Consider the following 16,222-nt stretch of genomic DNA (forward strand, 5'->3'; position numbering starts at 1 on the left):
TGAATTAGTCGAACATCTCGCCGAACTGACAGGTTTTCGGGACCGAGACATCCTCGACGTGACCTTGGTGGGGGCCCTGCGCGACATGCTGCACCCGCGCGCCGTCACGATCTTCCGCTGTGTGGGCGAGGCCGGCAACGAACGCTGGATCACCCGCGCCCGCCTGGGCGAGCACGACGCGGTGGCCACCGCCGACCCCGTGTGGGCCGACGTGGAGACACTGCCGCCGCTGGACCTCTTCCCCGAGCGCATGCAGGCCCTGAAGGGCCAGGCCGTGGTCGTCACCGTGCCGGGCCGCCACAGCCTGAGCCTGTTCCCCGTCAGCACCGACCGCGAGGTCGTGGGTGTGATGGAGATCGAGACCGCCGAGCCGTTGAAGGACGAGTCGCGCCGCATGGTGGGCAGCATCCTGCGCATCTACCGCAACTTCCAGGCGCTGCTCGACTACAGCGAGCGCGACACGCTCACCGGCTTGCTCAACCGCAAGACCTTCGACGAGAGCTTCCTCAAGGCCACCAGCGAGCCCAGCGGGGCCGTCGCGGTGGTCAACGACAGCCGCCGCCAGGAGCCCAGCGTGCACCGGCACTGGCTGGGGGTGATCGACATTGACCACTTCAAGTCGGTCAACGACACCTATGGCCACCTGATCGGCGACGAAGTGCTGCTGCTGCTGTCGCGCCTGATGCGCAGCAGCTTCCGCTTCCATGACCGCCTCTACCGCTTCGGTGGCGAAGAGTTCGTGGTGCTGATGCGCTGCGCCTCTGAGCAGGATGCGGCGCTGGCGCTGGAGCGTATGCGCAGCAACACCGCCAGCTACCCGTTCCCGCAGGTGGGGCAGATCACCATCAGCATCGGCTTCACCGAGGTCAAGCCGGGCGACGCGCCCAGCGCGGCCTTCGAGCGCGCCGACCGGGCGGTGTACTTCGCCAAGGGCCACGGCCGCAACCAGGTGCAAAGCCATGCGGAGCTGGTGGCGCGCGGTGACCTGGAAGACGAATCCAAGATCGGCGACGTGGAGCTCTTTTAGCCCCCAGCGCGCTGCGCTCCTGCCCCCGAGGGGCGCCGCCTGGTGGACCGGCAGAGCCGGATCCACGGGCGTTGCTTGATGGATCGCTTCACTTCGTTTGCTTGACCACGGCGTAGCGCTCCAGCGTTCTTTGCCGCGCTTCCTCGTGCATCACGATGGGCTCGGGGTAGTCGGTACCCAGGCGCACACCGCCTTCTGCCAGCTCGATCGGCCGCGCCAGCCAGGGCGCATGGATCGCCTTGTCCGGCAGCTTCGCCAGCTGCGGCAGGTAGCGGCGGATGAACTTGCCGGTGGCGTCGAACTTCTCGCTCTGGCTCACCGGGTTGAAGATGCGGAAGTACGGCTGCGCATCGCAACCGGTGGAGGCGGCCCATTGCCAACCGCCGTTGTTGGCAGCGAGGTCGTAGTCGTTGAGCTTCTCGGCGAAGTAGCGCTCGCCCCAGCGCCAGTCGATGCCGAGATCCTTCACCAGGAAGCTCGCCACGACCATGCGCAGGCGGTTGTGCATGTAACCCGTCTGGTTGATCTGCGCCATGGCCGCGTCGACAAGCGGATAGCCGGTGCGGCCCTGGCACCAGGCGCTGAAGTGCGCCTCGGCCTGCTTGCCGTGCTCCCACCGGATGGCGTCGTAGGCGGGCTTGAAGCTCGCGCTCACCACGTGCGGGTGGTGGTGTAGCACCTGGTGATAGAAGTCGCGCCAGATCAGCTCCGACAGCCAGGTCGCCGCGCCGCTGGAGCCGTGGTGCATGCGGGTGGCTGCCTCCCGCGCCAGTTCGCGGATCGAGACCGTGCCGAAGCGCAGGTGCGTCGACAGATAGCTCGGCCCCTTCACCGCCGGGAAGTCGCGTGTGTCGCCGTAGCGGTCCATGCGCGGCAGGAAGTCGGCCAGCATCTCGTGCGCGCCTGCGCTGCCGGCGCCGAGCTTCATCTCGTGCAGGTTGGTCGCCTCGAAGCCGATCTCGGTCAGCAGGGGCACGCCTGCGCGCACCCCGTCAGGCAATGCGGCCAGGCTGGTGGCGTACTTCTCGACGGGGTAGGCGCTCACATAGAACGGCTCCAGCTTCTTCAGCCAGGCGTTCTTGTAGGGCGTGAACACGCTGAACGGCGTGCCGCTGGCGGTGAGCACTTCGCTGCGCTCGAAGACCACGTGGTCTTTGCTGGTGTGCAGCGCGATGCCGATGTTGGCCAGCGCGCCGCGCACCCGGCTGTCCCGTGCAAGCGCCGCGGGCTCGTCGTCGTGGTTGGCGTAGACCGCCTGCACGTGCAGTTGGGCGGCCAGGTGCGGCAGCTCGTCGATGGCCAGGCCGTGGCGCACGATCAGTCCGCCTTCGGGCTGCAAGCGGCGCAGGTCGGCGTCGAGCGCGGCCAGGCTGTCGTGGATGAACTCGACACGCCGGTCGGCACGAGGCAGGGCGTCGAGGATCTCGCGGTCGAAGATGAAAGCGCACCACACCTTGCGGGCGGCCTTCAATGCATGAAACAGGGCGGCGTGGTCGCAGGCGCGCAGGTCGCGCCGGAACCAGACCAGGGCCGAATCCAAAACCTTTTCCATCGGAGCAGTGTGCCGCAGGAATAAAATGCGCCCCATGCCCGGTGCCGCGATCAACCTCACCAATCAGTTCCTCATCGCCATGCCCGGCATGGCCGATGACACCTTCGCCGGTGCGGTCATCTACATGTGCGAGCACACCGACAAGGGCGCGCTCGGCCTGGTGATCAACAAGCCGATCGACATCAAGCTGAAGAACCTGTTCGAGAAGGTCGAGCTCACGCTCGACCGCGCCGATCTGGCCGAGGCCCCGGTCTACTTCGGCGGCCCGGTGCAGACCGAGCGCGGCTTTGTGCTGCACGAGCGCCTGGGTGGTGATGGCGACGAAGGCGGCCACTACAACTCCTCGCTGCAGATCCCCGGCGGGCTGGAGATGACCACCAGCAAGGACGTGCTGGAAGCGCTCTCCAACGGCGCAGGCCCGAAGAAGATCCTGGTCACGCTCGGCTACAGCGGCTGGAGCGCCGGCCAGCTCGAAGAAGAGATCGGCCGCAACGGCTGGATCAACGTGAGCGCCGAGCCGGGCATCATCTTCGACACCCCGGTGGAGCAGCGCTACGACAAGGCGCTGTCGCTGCTGGGGATCGATCCACGCATGCTGAGTCAAGAGGCGGGGCACGCATGAGCTTTGCGGCTCAGCCCTACCAAACCCCCCGCTCATTTCTCGCTTTTGATTTCGGTACCAAGCGCGTGGGTGTGGCCAGCGGCAACACCCTCACGCGCACGGCCACGCCGCTCAAGACGGTGGCTGCCGAGGGCGACGCCCGCTTCGCCGCGCTGGGCGCCCTGATTGCCGAATGGCAACCCGACGCGCTGGTGGTGGGTGTGCCCTTCCATCCCGATGGTGCGGCGCACGACAATACCGCCCGCGCGCAACGCTTCGCCCGCCAGCTGCATGGCCGCTTCAAGCTGCCGGTGCACGAGGTGGACGAGCGCTACACCACCACCGAGGCCCACGCCCAAGGCGCCAGCGATGTGGACGCCGCCTCGGCGGCCATCATCCTGGAGCAGTTCCTGAAAGACTTGCCATGACGACCTTGCACCTAGACGCCGAGGCCTTGTACGCCGACCTGCTCTCCGGCGTGCGCGGCCTGCTGCAACCCGGTTCGGCCCTGGTGGGCATCTGGTCCGGCGGAGCTTGGCTGGCCGAGCGCCTGCAGCGTGACCTGAAGCTGCCCGGCGAAATCGGCGTCATCTCCAGCGCCCTGCACCGAGACGACTTTTCTTCCCGCGGCATGAGCAGTGCCGACCCGACCAAGCTGCCGTTCGAGATCGACGGCCGGCCCATCGTGCTGATCGACGACGTGCTCTACACCGGCCGCACCACGCGTGCAGTGATCAACGAGCTGTTCGACTTCGGCCGGCCGGCCAGCGTGACGCTGGCGGTGCTGGTCGACCGCGGCGGTCGCGAGCTGCCCATCCACCCGGCCTATTCCGCCGCACGCATCACCCTGCCCAAGGAGCACAAGCTGCGCCTGGCGCGCAGCGACGACGGCCGCTTCAGCTTCGACATTCAAGAACACAAGGAGGCTTGATGACGCGAAACCCGCAACTCAACAAGCACGGCGAGCTGATCCACCTGCTCTCCATCGAAGGCTTGCCGCGCCAGGTGCTGCACAACATCCTCGACACCGCCGGCACCTTCCTGAGCGTGAACGACCGCGAGGTCAAGAAGGTGCCGCTCTTGCGCGGCAAGAGCGTGTTCAACCTCTTCTTCGAGAACAGCACGCGCACGCGCACCACCTTCGAGATCGCGGCCAAGCGGCTGTCGGCCGACGTGATCAACCTCGACATCGCCAAGTCGAGCGCCGCCAAGGGCGAGAGCCTGCTCGACACCATCGCCAACCTGTCGGCCATGCACGCCGACATGTTCGTGGTGCGCCACAGCGAGAGCGGCGCACCCTACCTGATTGCACAGCACTGCGCGCCGCACGTGCACGTGGTCAACGCCGGAGATGGCCGCCACGCGCACCCGACGCAGGGCCTGCTCGACATGTACACCATCCGCCACTACAAGAAGGACTTCACCAACCTCACGGTGGCGGTGGTCGGCGACATCGTGCACTCGCGCGTGGCGCGTTCCGACATCAACGCACTCACCACGCTGGGCGTGCCAGAGATCCGCGCCGTCGGCCCCAAGACCCTGGTGCCGGGCGACCTGAAGGAGATGGGCGTGCGCGTGTGCCATGACATGGTCGAAGGCATCAAGGGTGCCGACGTGATCATCATGCTGCGCCTGCAGAACGAGCGCATGAGCGGCGCCATGCTGCCCAGCGCCGGCGAGTTCTTCAAGAACTACGGCCTCACGCAGGAGAAGCTCGCGCACGCCAAGCCCGACGCCATCGTGATGCACCCGGGCCCGATCAACCGCGGCGTGGAGATCGACTCGTCGGTGGCCGACGGCAAGCAGAGCGTGATCTTGCCGCAGGTCACCTTTGGCATCGCGGTGCGCATGGCCGTCATGTCCACCATCGCCGGCAACAACGCCTGAGGAGAGACAAGAACACATGAAGCTCCTGATCAAGAACGGTCGCTTGCTCGACCCGGCGAGCGGGCGAGATGAGATTGCCGACGTCGCGGTGGCCGCGGGCCGCATCGTCTCGCTGGGCGCGGTGAGCCCCGAGTTCCGCCCGACGCGCACGATCGACGCCAGTGGGTTGATCGTGGCGCCTGGCCTGGTGGACCTGGCCGCTCGCCTGCGCGAGCCGGGGCACGAGCACGAGGGCATGCTGGAGTCTGAGATGGCCGCCGCTGTGGCCGGCGGCGTGACCAGCCTCGTGTGCCCGCCCGACACCGACCCGACGCTCGACGAGCCTGGCCTCGTCGAGATGCTCAAGTTCCGCGCGCGCAACCTCAACCACTCGCACCTCTACCCGCTGGGTGCGCTCACGCGCGGCCTGGCCGGCGAAGTGCTCACCGAGATGGCCGAGCTCACCGAAGCCGGCTGCGTGGGCTTCTCGCAGGCCGACGTGGCGCTTGCTGACACCATGGTGCTGCAACGCGCGCTGCAGTACGCATCGACCTTCGGCTACGCCGTGTGGCTGCGGCCGCAAGACGCCTACCTCGGCAAGGGCGTGGCCGCCAGCGGCGCGCTCGCTACGCGCCTGGGCCTGGCGGGCATTCCGGTGATCGCCGAGACGATTGCTCTGCACACCATCTTCGAGCTGATGCGCGTGACGGGCGCGCGCGTGCACCTGTGCCGCATCAGCAGCGCCGCCGGCATCGAGCTCGTGCGCCAGGCCAAGGCCGAGGGCCTGGCCGTCACCTGCGACGTGAGCGTGAACCACCTGCACCTCACCGACGTCGACATCGGCTACTTCAACGCCGCCATGCGGCTCACGCCGCCGCTGCGCCAGCAGCGCGACCGCGATGCGATCCGTGCCGCGCTGGCCGATGGCACGGTGGATGCACTCGTCAGCGACCACACGCCGGTCGACGAAGACGCCAAGAACCTGCCCTTTGCCGAAGCCGAGCCCGGGGCCACCGGCCTGGAGCTGCTGTTGAGCCTTGCGCTCAAGTGGGGCGAGGAGCAGGGGGTGGGCCTGCGCAAGGCGATCGCTTCCGTGAGCTGCGACCCGGTGCGCGTGCTGGGCGATGCGCTGGGCTCGCTGGCGTCGAGCGCCGGCCGCCTGGTCGAAGGGGGTGTGGCCGACGTGTGCGTGTTCGACCCGAAGGCGCACTGGACGGTGCAGCCGGCCGCCCTGAAGAGCCAAGGCAAGCACTCGCCCTTTGCCGGCTATGAACTGCCGGGCCGTGTGCGCTACACGCTGGTGGGCGGCCACGTCGCGCACGAGACGGACTGAACACGGTGCTGAGAACCCTGCGAGGCCTGTGGCGCCTGGGCTGGTGCGTGCTGCGCATCGGCGCCGGCCTGCTGCGCTGTGCGCTGATCTTTCCCTTCATTGGCCCGGACAAGCGCATGGAGCAGACCGGCCGCTGGTGCGCGCAGATGGCCCGTGCGCTGGGCATGGAGGTCGAAGGCAGCGGCGTGCCGCATGCCGGGCCGGTGCTGCTGGTGGCCAACCACATCTCCTGGCTCGACATTCTGGCCATCAATGCGGTGAGCCCGGCGCGCTTCGTGTCCAAGGCCGACGTGCGGCACTGGCCGGTGCTGGGCTGGCTGGTCGCCTGCGGCGGCACCTTGTTCATCGAGCGCGAACGCAAGCGCGATGCCTTGCGTGTGGTGCACCAGATTGCCGATGCGCTCACGCGCGGTGACACGGTCGCGATGTTTCCCGAGGGCACGACCGGCGACGGCAGTTCGCTGCTGCCCTTCCATGCCAACCTGCTGCAGTCGGCGGTGTCGACGCGCACGCCGGTGCAGCCGGTGGCACTCAGCTACGCCGATGCCGATTCGCAACCCAGCCGCGCCGTGGTGTGGGTGGGCGACACGACGCTCGTGAGTTCGCTGTGGCAGGTGGTGCGGGCTCGGCGACTGCGGGTGCGCGTGGCGCTGCTGCCGGCCCTGTCGACCGCGGAGCACGAACGGCGCGAGCTGTCGGATCTGGTGCGCGGGCGCATCGCGGCTGAACTGGCCTTCGGCGAGAAGCCGGCCGCCGCGCACTGAAAGGCGCGCGTCAAAGGCAGTTGAGCGGCAGGTAGTTGTTGGTGATGTCGGTCCTGTCCGCGCCCATCGCCCGCATGTTCTCGGGTGCGCGCGCGTGGCCGCAGACCCAGGCGACCGGCACGATCTGAGCGTCTTCCACCACGGCGGGCCGCAGCGACAGCGTCTTGCCCTTGAGTGCCCCGTTGGCGCGGTTGCCGAACACGATGTGGATCGCGCCGCCTTCCACGGTGACCGACTTCACCACGTTGCTGACAATCTTGTCCGGTGCCGGCAACCCGGCGCTGGTGTTGTCGTCGGGCAGGGTCTTGGTGGCCGTCCAGGCCAGGGCCACGGGGTCCTTGGCGATCTTGGCCAGTTGCACGCCCTCGGCGATCTGCTCGCGCACGTACTTGCCTTGCATGCTGGGCACGGCCATCAGCGCGAGGATGGCGATGATGGCCACGACCACCATCACTTCGGTCAGGGTGAAGCCGCGTTTGCGGGTGGTGGTTGTCTTCTTCACGTGCATCGCGGGCAGTGTGTCACAGTCACTTCGCTGAGCGCCACCCATGAAACTCTTCGATACCGCCACCACCCGTGCTGCACTGGGCTTCGACCGCCTGGTGCCGGCCCTGGCGAAGATGTTCGCCGAGGGCTGCGAGGTGCCCGCGCGTGGCGTGCACACGCTGCCGGTCGATGGTGCCGCCGATCTCACCGTGCTGGTCATGCCGGCTTGGCAAGCGGGCCGCTACTTCGGCCTCAAGACCGTGATGATCGCGCCCGGCAACTCGCGCCAGGGCCTGCCCGGCCTGCACTCCACCTACCTGCTCTACGACGCCCGCACCGGCGTGCCGCTGGCGCAGATGGACGGCGACGAGATCACGTCGCGGCGCACCGCGGCAGCGTCCGCGCTGGCGGCGTCTTACCTCGCACGGCCGGATGCGCGCCGCCTGCTGGTGATCGGCGCCGGTCGCGTGGCCAGCCTGCTGGCCGAGGCGTATCGCAGTGTGTTGCCGATCGAACAATTCGCCGTGTGGAGCCGCAACGCAGCGTCGGCGCAGCAACTGGCCGCACGCCTCGGCGAACATGGCATCGCGGCCAGCGCGGTGGGCGACCTGGCCACCGCCGTGGCGCAGGCCGACATCGTGAGCTGTGCCACGCTGGCCACCGAGCCGGTGGTGCACGGCGCTTGGCTGCACGCCGGGAGCCACCTCGACCTCATCGGCAGCTTCACGCCGGCCATGCGCGAGGCCGACGACGATTGCTTCCGCGGTGCCAGCCTGCACGTCGACACCGAAGAGGCGTGGCACAAGAGCGGCGAACTGCTGGGGCCGATCTCGCGCGGGGTGTTCGCGCCGGCCGAGGTGCGCAGCACGCTCGCACGGCTGTGCCGCGGCCAAGCACCGGGGCGCCTGTCCGTGACGGAGCGCACGGTCTTCAAGTCGGTGGGCACGGCCCTGGAAGACCTGGCCGCGGCGGTGCTGGTGTACGAATCGCACGCCGGCTGACGCCGGTTGCTCCAGGTGACAGCGCGGGTCACCGGGCTTGAGCTAAGTTGATCCGCTTGAACTCGCCTGCCATCGCTTCGCACCTGCGCTGGGTCCGCCACCAGTGGCGGCGTCGCTTCGACCGCCCGCGTGGCGTGTGGCGCCTGGCCGGGCCGGTGCTGCTGCAGGAGATGGCCCTGGTGCTCACCGGCACCGTGGTGATGGCGATGGCGAGCCACCTCGGGCCTGCGTCTGTCGCCGCCATCGGCATGATGGACGCGCTCAACTTCCTGCTGATCGCCATCTACGGGGGGCTCGCCATCGGTGCCACCGTGACGGTCGCCCATTGCGTGGGGGCAGGTCGCCGCGATGACCTGCGTTCGGTGGCCTTCAGTGCGCTCTCGCTGGCCTTGTGTGCCGGCGTGGGTGTGGCGCTGCTGCTGTGGAACACCCGCGGCCTGTGGATCGCCCTGGTGCTGCCCGGTGCCGAAGAGGCGGTGAAGGTGCAGGCCGACCGCTACTTCCGCTGGGTGATCGTGGCCGGCATGGCGACGTCGCTGGTGCTCGTGAGCTGTGGCGTGCTGCGCGGCATGGCCCGCACCGACACTGCGATGCGGGTGCAGGTGGTGATGGCGGTGTCGCAGATCGTCATGGCCGCGATCTTCATGCGCGGCGAGAGCGGCAGCGTGAATGGCGCCGGTGCGGCCTTGCTGCTGGCGCGTTGCGCCGGCGTGGCGCTGGTGCTCCTCGCGTTGTGGCCTACCTTGAAGCAGGGCGCCGAGCATGCGGCCGGCTGGCCGGTGCGCAAGGGCTTCATCCAGTCCATCCTCAAGGTGGGCTGGCCGGCCGCGCTGGAGTCGTCGTTCTTCCACCTGGGCAAGATCGTCACCCAGACCATCGTGGTGGGCCTCGGCACCACGGCGATGGCGGCCAACTTCATCGCCTTCTACGTCAGCGCCTTCGTCAATACGCCGGGCACGGCGCTCGGCGTGGCGGCCACCACGCTGGTAGGCATGCGCCTGGGTGCGGGGCGGGCGGGGGCGGCGCAACTCGTGCTGCGCCGCGTGATCCGCAGCGCCAACTGGTCCTTGTCGGCCCTGGCGGCCATCGTGCTGCCGTTCTCGTGGTGGCTGGCGGGGCTGTTCGGCAACAACGCAGAAGTCACCAGCCAGGCCGCCTGGCTGATCGCGCTCAGCTGCGTGTTCATGCCGGCCTGGGCCGGTTCGTGGGTGCTGCCTGCCGGCCTGCGCGGCGCGGGCGACACGCGCTACGGCCTGCTGGTGGGCAGCTCCACGATGTGGGGCCTGCGCATCGGTGCCGGCTATGTGCTCGGCATCGTGTGCGGTCTGGGCGTGGTCGGTGTGTGGCTGGGGATGTTCGCCGACTGGATCGTGCGCAACATCCTCTTTCGCAAGCGCATGCGAGGCACCGCGTGGACGCGGCACCGCCTGCTGCACTGAGCTTCGTCAGCCCTTCTTGCCCTGGCTGGCCACTGCCGCGGCGGCCTTGGCGGCCGCTTCAGCGTCGCCCAGGTAGTAGCTCTTGATCGGCTTGAGGTTGGCGTCCAGCTCGTACACCAGCGGGATGCCGTTCGGGATGTTCACTCCCACGATGTCGTCGTCGGCGATGTTGTCCAGGTACTTCACCAGCGCGCGGATGCTGTTGCCGTGCGCGGCGACCACGATGCGCTTGCCGGCCTTGATGGCGGGGGCGATGCTGTCGTTCCAGACCGGCAGCACGCGGGCCACGGTGTCCTTCAGGCACTCGGTGAGCGGAATCTCTTCGGGCTTGAGCTTGGCGTAGCGGATGTCGCCCCGCTGGCTGAGCGGCGCGTCGGCGGCCAGAGGCGGCGGCGGGGTGTCGTAGCTGCGGCGCCAGATGAGCACCTGCTCGTCGCCGTACTGCTTGGCGGTCTCGGCCTTGTTCAGGCCCTGCAGGCCGCCGTAGTGGCGCTCGTTCAGGCGCCAGTGGTGCACCACGGGCAGCCAGGTGCGGTCCATCTGGTCGAGCGTGTGCCAGAGCGTCCAGATGGCGCGCTTGAGCACCGAGGTGTAGGCCACGTCGAAGTCGTAGCCGGCTTCCTTGAGCAGACGGCCGGCTTGCTTGGCTTGCTCGACACCGGTGGGGGTGAGCTCCACGTCGACCCAGCCGGTGAAGCGGTTTTCGAGGTTCCAGGTCGATTCGCCGTGGCGGATGAGCACGAGTTTGTACATGGCAGGGCAGGGCGCGCAGCGCAGGGCAGTCGGGAAAGGGCCTAATTCTATAATTCGCCCTTTGCCTCCAACCCCTGGGCTACTTCCGTGAAATTCTTTCTCGACAACTGGTACCTGATCGCCGTGGCCCTGATTTCGGGTGGTTTGCTCGCATGGCCGCGCCTGCGTGCGGCGGGGCAGGGTGGTGCGCTGTCGCCCTCCGAGGCCGTGAACCTGATCAACCGCGAGCGCGCGGTGATCATCGACGTGAGCGAGCCCGCCGAGTTCGCTGCTGCCCATGCGGGTGGCTCCAAGAACGTGCCGCTGGGCAAGCTCGAATCGGGCAACGATCTGCCCAAGAACAAGGCCTTGCCGCTGGTGGTGGTGTGCAGCACCGGCGCACGCGCCACGCGGGCCGTGGCTATCCTGCGCAAGCTGGGCTTCGAGAACGCAAGGGCCCTGGCAGGTGGCCTGAAGGCTTGGCGCGAAGCCAACCTTCCGGTCGAGAAGTCGGCCTGACGCGGAGTTCGAGTTCATGCAAGCGGTCAAGATGTACACCACGCTCGTGTGCCCCTTTTGCATCCGGGCCAAGGCGCTGCTCAAGCAGCGCGGCGTGGAGAGCATCGAGGAAGTGCGTGTCGACCTCGATCCCTCGCAGCGCACCACGATGATGGAGATCACCGGCCGGCGCACCGTGCCGCAGATCTTCATCGGCAACACCCATGTCGGCGGCTGCGACGACCTCGTGGCGCTCGACCAGCGGGGAGGCCTGATGCCCCTGCTGCAGGGCGCCTGAACCGGGTTCCGGCCGCCGCGCCGGGCCGCCCCAAGCCAGGCCGGGTCCCCTCGGGGGATCGACCATGTATCCATGGGCGAGGGGCAGTCGTGCCCGTCGGACATAATCCGCGGTTCAGCCCGCACAACCGGTGCGCGGCACCCACATTCAATCAGCGAGACAACCATGGCCGACCAGACCCCCGCCACTCCCGTGTTCCAGATCCAGCGCGTCTACCTGAAGGACTTGTCGCTGGAGCAACCCAACTCGCCGCAGATCCTGCTGGAGCAGGCCCAGCCCCAGGTCGACATCAACCTCGGCTTGGCCGCCAACCCGGTGGCAGACGGCATCTTCGAGGTGAGCGTGACCGCCACCGTGACCACCAAGGTCAACGACAAGACCCTGTTCCTGGTAGAGGCCAAGCAGGCCGGCATCTTCGAGATCCGCAACATTCCCGATGAGCAGCTGCAGCCCATCATCGGCATTGCCTGCCCGCAGATCGTCTACCCCTATCTGCGTGCCATCGTCTCCGACGTGTGCACGCGCGCCGGCTTCCCGCCGGTGGTGCTGGCCGAGGTGAACTTCCAGGCCATGTACGAGGCACAGCAACAGCAGCAAGCAGCCGCCGCCAACGGTGGCGCCGCGCCTGCCAACCTCAACTGATCGTCGCTCCCACGCGATGAACCTCACACTGCTGGGTGCCGGCGCCTGGGGCACGGCGCTGGCGGTGAGCACGGCGGCACGCCACAGCACCATGCTGTGGGTGCGCGATGCAGAGCAAGGCCGCCAGATGCAGCACACGCGCGAGAACGCGCGCTACCTGCCTGGCGTGAAGCTGCCGGCCGCCCTGCAGATCACGAGCGATTTCGATGCCGCCGTGGCACATGCCCGCGGCGGCCTGATCGTCATCGCCACACCCATGGCCGGCCTGGCCGAGATGCTGCAGCGCTTGCCCGCCGATGCCGAGGGCGTGCTTTGGCTGTGCAAGGGCTTCCAGGAAGGCACCGGTCTGCTGGGTCACGAGGTGGCGCGTGCGGTGCACCCGGGTGGCGCCAGCGTGGGCATTCTCTCGGGGCCGAGCTTTGCGCTGGAGGTGGCCCGCGGTCAGCCGGCCGCTTTGGTGGCCGCCAGCACCGATGCCGCCTTGTGCGAGCGCGCTGTCGAGGCCTTCCACAGTGACAGCCTGCGCATCTATGCCTCCAGCGACCCGGTGGGCGTGGAAGTGGGTGGCGCAGTCAAGAACGTGATGGCGATCGCCACGGGCATCGCCGACGGCATGCAGCTCGGGCTCAACGCGCGCGCTGCCTTGATCACCCGCGGGCTGGCCGAGATGACGCGCCTGGGCACCGCACTCGGCGCACGCGCCGAGACCTTCATGGGCCTGAGCGGCCTGGGCGACCTGGTACTCACTGCCACCGGCGACCTGTCGCGCAACCGCAAGGTCGGCCTGCTGCTGGCGCAAGGTCTGCCGCTGGCGCAGATCCTTCAGGAGTTGGGCCACGTGGCCGAAGGCGTGGCCTGCGCCGCGACGGTGCTGCACCGCGCGCAGACCTGCGGCGTCGACATGCCCATCACCGATGCGGTGGTGCGTGTGCTCGAAGGCCGCATCAGCCCGCGCCAGGCGATCCAGGAGCTGATGTCGCGCGACGCGCGACGCGAGAACTGAACCCCCAGTCGCTTCGCTCCTGTCCTAGGCGCCGCCTTCGTAGCCGTTCTGACGCCAGGCTTCGAACACCGCGACAGCCACGGTGTTGCTGAGGTTCAGGCTGCGCTGGCCGGCACGCATGGGCAGGCGCACCCGCTGGGCCGGGGCAAAGCTGTCGCGCAGCGCGGCGGGCAAGCCGGCTGTTTCCGACCCGAACACCAGCCAGTCGCCAGCCTGCCAGGCCATGGCCGAGAAGGGCTGGCTGCCGCGTGTGGTGAAAGCGAACAGGCGCGTGGTGTCGGGCCGGACGGCGGCCAGGAACGCGTCCCACGACGCATGGCGTTGCACCGGCGCGTACTCGTGGTAGTCGAGGCCGGCGCGGCGCAGCAGGCGGTCGTCCATCGAGAAGCCCAGCGGTTCGATCAGGTGCAGGCTGCAGCCGGTGTTGGCCGCCAGGCGGATGACGTTGCCCGTGTTCGGCGGGATCTCGGGATGAACCAGGACGATGTTGAACATGGGCCGGATTGTCGGCGCTACCCTGCCGGCCGCGGCGTGCGCGCAAGGGCCCAGGCTTCGACGCGTGACGCGCCGGCCTGCTTGAGCACGCGCGCGATCTCGCCGAAGGTGGCGCCGGTGGTCATCACGTCGTCGACCACGGCGACTGCGCGGCCTTTCAGTTCAGCCAGGCGCAGCGGTTCGACTGCAAAGGCATTGCGCACGTTGGCTGCACGCTGCTCGGGCGGCAGCGCGAGTTGGTGCGGCGAGTCCTTCACACGCAACAGCAGGCCTGCGTCGGCTTTCAGGTGCAGAACGTGCGCCAATCGGCGCGTGATCTCCCAGGCCTGGTTGAACCCGCGCTCGCGCAGGCGCTGCGGGCTCAGTGGCACGGGCAGTACGAGCGGTGGTGGAAGCGCGCCACTGCGCCGCTGCGCGTCGGCGAGCAGGGCCGAGAGTGCGGGTGCGAGGTCCAGGGTTTCGTGGAACTTGAACTGGGGGATCAGGGTGGACCACGGATGGGCGTAGTCCACGGCGGCCAGCGCCTGGTCGAAGCTGGGCGGGTCGGTCAGGCAGGCGCCGCACAGGCGCACGCCAGCAGGTACCTGAAGTGCGCAGCGTTCGCAGCGTGGCACCGTTTGCGCAAAGCGGGCCGTGCAGGCGGAGCAGAACGCCTGCTTGCCCCAGCTGCGGCATACCGCGCAGAGGCTGGGGACGTGCTGAAGGAGGCGCGTGAAAAGCATCGGGTCAATATACTTCCGCCTCCCATGAGCGAGCCTTCCGCCTCCACGACACGACACCTCGATGTGATGAGCGTGCGTGCGTGTCTGAGGCGGCTGGCCCTTGCCGACGAAGCACCTTGGCTGCATGCCGAAGTGGCGCGCCGCATGGCCGAGCGGCTCGAGATCATCCGCCTTCAACCGCAGGCGGTGCTCGAGTGGTGGTCCTTCGGCGGGGCCGGCGGGGCTGCGCTCTCCAAGGCCTACCCGGAAGCGGGCCGCTTCATCGTCGAGCCTACCGATGCACTGCGTGAGCGCAGCCGGCAGGCGGCCAAGGCGCCCTGGTGGTCACCCCAGCGGTGGCGTGGAGCGGCACCGCAGGTGCTGGGCCCCGATGAGGTGGTTGCGGGAAGCGTGCAACTGGTATGGGCCAACATGATGCTGCACGCTTCGGTCGACCCGGCGGCCCTCATCGCGCGCTGGCAGCGCGCCCTGGCGGTCGACGGTTTCGTCATGTTCTCCTGCCTGGGCCCGGGGACGTTGCATGAACTGCGCAATCTGTACCAGCGCCTGGGTTGGCCGCCGGCCATGGCCGAGCTGGTCGACATGCACGACCTGGGCGACATGCTCGTGCACGCCGGCTTTGCCGACCCGGTGATGGACCAGGAGGTGCTGAGCCTCAGCTGGGATGGCCCGGAGGCCTTTCTGCGCGAGTTGCGCACCCTCGGCGCCAATGCCTCGCCCGAGCGCTTCGCTGGTCTGCGTACCCCGCGCTGGCGTGAGCGCCTGCTGGCGGAACTGGCTGGGTTGGCGGCGCCCGACGGCCGCATTCACATGCAGTTCGAGGTGGCCTATGGCCATGCCTTCAAGGCGGCGCCGCGAGTTCCGCTGAGCGCAGAGACCACGGTTTCGCTCGACGACATGCGCGCCATGGTGCGGACAAAGTCACCCCGGGGTTGAGCCGGGCTCGTCCGCCCAAAAGCCTGCGTTAAACTTGTGGGCTTGAAAAATGCAGGTTCACCCGGGGCTCGCTGTCGGTAACGCGGGTCGAAGGTCGGGCCGAATGGCCGTGAACTGGGTGCACCGACGCGACAGCACACATGCATCCAGTCCACTGCCGGCGTTTTTTGCGCCCTCGGCAGCGCCGCGTGCTGGCATCGATGCGAATCTTGAAAACTGAAACGACCATGATGAAGATGACGAAATCACTTTGCCAGTCTCTCTGCAAGAGAGTGGGGCAGTTCAGCTTGGCGATGAGCGCCGCGCTGGCCACCTCCGCTGCGATGGCCGTCAACAACCTGCCGGGTGGTCCGGCGGTCAATCAGCTGGATCTGCATCCGCCGGTCACCAAGATCGCCGCCGAGCAGCAGCACCTGCACTACTTCATGATGATCATCTGCCTGATCATCTTCTTCGCCGTCTTCGGCGTGATGTTCTATTCGATCTTCAAGCACCGCAAGTCCAAGGGCCACAAGGCTTCCAACTTCCACGAGAGCGTGAAGGTCGAGATCGCCTGGACGGTCGTTCCCTTCATCATCGTGATCCTGATGGCGCTGCCGGCCACCAAGGCCGTGGTGGCGATGAAGGACACCAGCGCCGCCGACCTCACCATCAAGGCCACCGGCATCCAGTGGAAGTGGGGCTACGACTACCTGAAGGGCGAGGGCGAGGGCGTCGGCTTTCTGTCGACGCTCGACGTCACACACCGCGAGATGGCTGATTCGGGCCATCCACAGGGCGACGACTACCTGCTGAAGGTCGACAACCCACTGGTGGTGCCGGTCAAC

General features: G+C 68.1%; 20 protein-coding genes. 15 read left to right on the forward strand and 5 right to left on the reverse strand.

The annotated features are described in order from the left end of the window. Positions 1–58 precede the first annotated feature (58 nt). Positions 59–1,027 carry a GGDEF domain-containing protein gene (locus VFL64_RS20420; RefSeq protein WP_489542219.1) on the forward strand — a complete coding sequence of 323 codons (969 nt, stop codon included), beginning with the start codon at positions 59–61 and terminating at the stop codon, positions 1,025–1,027. Positions 1,028–1,115: 88 nt separating this feature from the next. Here VFL64_RS20420 and VFL64_RS20425 read toward each other — a convergent pair whose 3' ends face one another. Further along, positions 1,116–2,579 carry a cryptochrome/photolyase family protein gene (locus VFL64_RS20425; protein ID WP_489542220.1) on the reverse strand — a complete coding sequence of 488 codons (1,464 nt, stop codon included), beginning with the start codon at positions 2,577–2,579 and terminating at the stop codon, positions 1,116–1,118. Positions 2,580–2,613: 34 nt separating this feature from the next. Between VFL64_RS20425 and VFL64_RS20430 the strand changes: the two genes are divergently transcribed. From VFL64_RS20430 to VFL64_RS20455, 6 genes are read left to right on the forward strand one after another with little or no spacing between them, the layout of a single operon-like run. Then, positions 2,614–3,201 carry a YqgE/AlgH family protein gene (locus VFL64_RS20430; protein WP_489542221.1) on the forward strand — a complete coding sequence of 196 codons (588 nt, stop codon included), beginning with the start codon at positions 2,614–2,616 and terminating at the stop codon, positions 3,199–3,201. Beyond that, on the forward strand, positions 3,198–3,608 hold the full coding sequence (gene ruvX / locus VFL64_RS20435; protein WP_489542222.1) for a Holliday junction resolvase RuvX: 411 nt from the start codon (positions 3,198–3,200) through the stop codon (positions 3,606–3,608). Before VFL64_RS20430 ends, ruvX begins: the two co-directional genes overlap by 4 nt. Then, on the forward strand, positions 3,605–4,111 hold the full coding sequence (gene pyrR, locus VFL64_RS20440) for a bifunctional pyr operon transcriptional regulator/uracil phosphoribosyltransferase PyrR (RefSeq protein WP_489542223.1): 507 nt from the start codon (positions 3,605–3,607) through the stop codon (positions 4,109–4,111). Before ruvX ends, pyrR begins: the two co-directional genes overlap by 4 nt. Continuing rightward, positions 4,111–5,067, forward strand: a complete 957-nt coding sequence (locus VFL64_RS20445) for an aspartate carbamoyltransferase catalytic subunit (protein WP_489542224.1) — start codon at positions 4,111–4,113, stop codon at positions 5,065–5,067. The genes pyrR and VFL64_RS20445 overlap by 1 nt, the downstream gene beginning before the upstream one ends. A 16-nt stretch (positions 5,068–5,083) precedes the next feature. Continuing rightward, complete coding sequence (locus VFL64_RS20450) at positions 5,084–6,379, forward strand: dihydroorotase (protein ID WP_489542225.1); 1,296 nt, start codon at positions 5,084–5,086, stop codon at positions 6,377–6,379. 5 nt (positions 6,380–6,384) lie between these two features. Then, positions 6,385–7,143, forward strand: coding sequence for a lysophospholipid acyltransferase family protein (locus tag VFL64_RS20455; RefSeq protein WP_489542226.1), 759 nt, complete (start codon positions 6,385–6,387; stop codon positions 7,141–7,143). Between the two features lie 10 nt (positions 7,144–7,153). On the opposite strand, the gene VFL64_RS20460 is transcribed toward VFL64_RS20455, so the two are convergent. After that, positions 7,154–7,645, reverse strand: coding sequence for a pilin (locus VFL64_RS20460; protein WP_489542227.1), 492 nt, complete (start codon positions 7,643–7,645; stop codon positions 7,154–7,156). A 46-nt stretch (positions 7,646–7,691) separates the two neighbouring features. Here VFL64_RS20460 and lhpI point away from each other — a divergent pair, with 46 nt between their 5' ends. Beyond that, positions 7,692–8,630, forward strand: a complete 939-nt coding sequence (gene lhpI / locus VFL64_RS20465; RefSeq protein ID WP_489542228.1) for a bifunctional Delta(1)-pyrroline-2-carboxylate/Delta(1)-piperideine-2-carboxylate reductase — start codon at positions 7,692–7,694, stop codon at positions 8,628–8,630. Positions 8,631–8,686: 56 nt separating this feature from the next. Then, the gene (locus VFL64_RS20470; RefSeq protein WP_489542229.1) at positions 8,687–10,069 is read left to right on the forward strand and encodes an MATE family efflux transporter; all 1,383 of its coding nucleotides are present in this window, start codon (positions 8,687–8,689) and stop codon (positions 10,067–10,069) included. Between the two features lie 6 nt (positions 10,070–10,075). On the opposite strand, the gene gpmA is transcribed toward VFL64_RS20470, so the two are convergent. Further along, on the reverse strand, positions 10,076–10,822 hold the full coding sequence (gene gpmA / locus VFL64_RS20475) for a 2,3-diphosphoglycerate-dependent phosphoglycerate mutase (RefSeq protein WP_489542230.1): 747 nt from the start codon (positions 10,820–10,822) through the stop codon (positions 10,076–10,078). 87 nt (positions 10,823–10,909) lie between these two features. Here gpmA and VFL64_RS20480 point away from each other — a divergent pair, with 87 nt between their 5' ends. The 4 genes from VFL64_RS20480 (at position 10,910) to VFL64_RS20495 (ending at position 13,242) form a co-directional block, all read left to right on the forward strand. Then, entirely contained in the window at positions 10,910–11,320 is a 411-nt protein-coding gene (locus tag VFL64_RS20480; RefSeq protein WP_489542231.1) for a rhodanese-like domain-containing protein, read from the forward strand. Positions 11,321–11,336: 16 nt separating this feature from the next. Continuing rightward, the gene (gene grxC / locus VFL64_RS20485) at positions 11,337–11,597 is read left to right on the forward strand and encodes a glutaredoxin 3 (protein WP_489542232.1); all 261 of its coding nucleotides are present in this window, start codon (positions 11,337–11,339) and stop codon (positions 11,595–11,597) included. Between the two features lie 165 nt (positions 11,598–11,762). Beyond that, entirely contained in the window at positions 11,763–12,239 is a 477-nt protein-coding gene (gene secB, locus VFL64_RS20490; protein ID WP_489542233.1) for a protein-export chaperone SecB, read from the forward strand. A gap of 16 nt (positions 12,240–12,255) precedes the next feature. Next, a complete protein-coding gene (locus VFL64_RS20495; protein WP_489542234.1) occupies positions 12,256–13,242 on the forward strand; it encodes an NAD(P)H-dependent glycerol-3-phosphate dehydrogenase in 987 nt (328 codons plus the stop codon). A 24-nt stretch (positions 13,243–13,266) separates the two neighbouring features. Here VFL64_RS20495 and trmL read toward each other — a convergent pair whose 3' ends face one another. Both trmL and VFL64_RS20505 read right to left on the reverse strand, forming a co-directional pair. Further along, the gene (gene trmL / locus VFL64_RS20500; RefSeq protein WP_489542235.1) at positions 13,267–13,737 is read right to left on the reverse strand and encodes a tRNA (uridine(34)/cytosine(34)/5-carboxymethylaminomethyluridine(34)-2'-O)-methyltransferase TrmL; all 471 of its coding nucleotides are present in this window, start codon (positions 13,735–13,737) and stop codon (positions 13,267–13,269) included. A gap of 17 nt (positions 13,738–13,754) precedes the next feature. Continuing rightward, entirely contained in the window at positions 13,755–14,459 is a 705-nt protein-coding gene (locus tag VFL64_RS20505) for a ComFC family protein (protein ID WP_489542236.1), read from the reverse strand. A 24-nt stretch (positions 14,460–14,483) separates the two neighbouring features. Between VFL64_RS20505 and VFL64_RS20510 the strand changes: the two genes are divergently transcribed. Continuing rightward, positions 14,484–15,395, forward strand: coding sequence for a class I SAM-dependent methyltransferase (locus VFL64_RS20510; RefSeq protein ID WP_489542237.1), 912 nt, complete (start codon positions 14,484–14,486; stop codon positions 15,393–15,395). Between the two features lie 293 nt (positions 15,396–15,688). After that, positions 15,689–16,222 (forward strand): cytochrome c oxidase subunit II transmembrane domain-containing protein (locus VFL64_RS20515; RefSeq protein WP_489542238.1); only part of this gene is annotated, 534 nt, incomplete at its 3' end.

The organism is Rhizobacter sp., from assembly GCF_035702065.1.
Classification (GTDB): Bacteria; Pseudomonadota; Gammaproteobacteria; order Burkholderiales; family Burkholderiaceae_C; genus Rhizobacter.

Coding starts and splice junctions, on each gene's coding strand:
- VFL64_RS20425 (WP_489542220.1), bottom strand. CDS start 2,579: ATGGAAAAGGTTTTGGATTCGGCCCTGGTCTGGTTCCGGCGCGACCTG.
- VFL64_RS20430 (WP_489542221.1), top strand. CDS start 2,614: ATGCCCGGTGCCGCGATCAACCTCACCAATCAGTTCCTCATCGCCATG.
- ruvX (WP_489542222.1), top strand. CDS start 3,198: ATGAGCTTTGCGGCTCAGCCCTACCAAACCCCCCGCTCATTTCTCGCT.
- pyrR (WP_489542223.1), top strand. CDS start 3,605: ATGACGACCTTGCACCTAGACGCCGAGGCCTTGTACGCCGACCTGCTC.
- VFL64_RS20445 (WP_489542224.1), top strand. CDS start 4,111: ATGACGCGAAACCCGCAACTCAACAAGCACGGCGAGCTGATCCACCTG.
- VFL64_RS20450 (WP_489542225.1), top strand. CDS start 5,084: ATGAAGCTCCTGATCAAGAACGGTCGCTTGCTCGACCCGGCGAGCGGG.
- lhpI (WP_489542228.1), top strand. CDS start 7,692: ATGAAACTCTTCGATACCGCCACCACCCGTGCTGCACTGGGCTTCGAC.
- gpmA (WP_489542230.1), bottom strand. CDS start 10,822: ATGTACAAACTCGTGCTCATCCGCCACGGCGAATCGACCTGGAACCTC.
- grxC (WP_489542232.1), top strand. CDS start 11,337: ATGCAAGCGGTCAAGATGTACACCACGCTCGTGTGCCCCTTTTGCATC.
- secB (WP_489542233.1), top strand. CDS start 11,763: ATGGCCGACCAGACCCCCGCCACTCCCGTGTTCCAGATCCAGCGCGTC.
- VFL64_RS20495 (WP_489542234.1), top strand. CDS start 12,256: ATGAACCTCACACTGCTGGGTGCCGGCGCCTGGGGCACGGCGCTGGCG.
- trmL (WP_489542235.1), bottom strand. CDS start 13,737: ATGTTCAACATCGTCCTGGTTCATCCCGAGATCCCGCCGAACACGGGC.
- VFL64_RS20505 (WP_489542236.1), bottom strand. CDS start 14,459: ATGCTTTTCACGCGCCTCCTTCAGCACGTCCCCAGCCTCTGCGCGGTA.
- VFL64_RS20510 (WP_489542237.1), top strand. CDS start 14,484: ATGAGCGAGCCTTCCGCCTCCACGACACGACACCTCGATGTGATGAGC.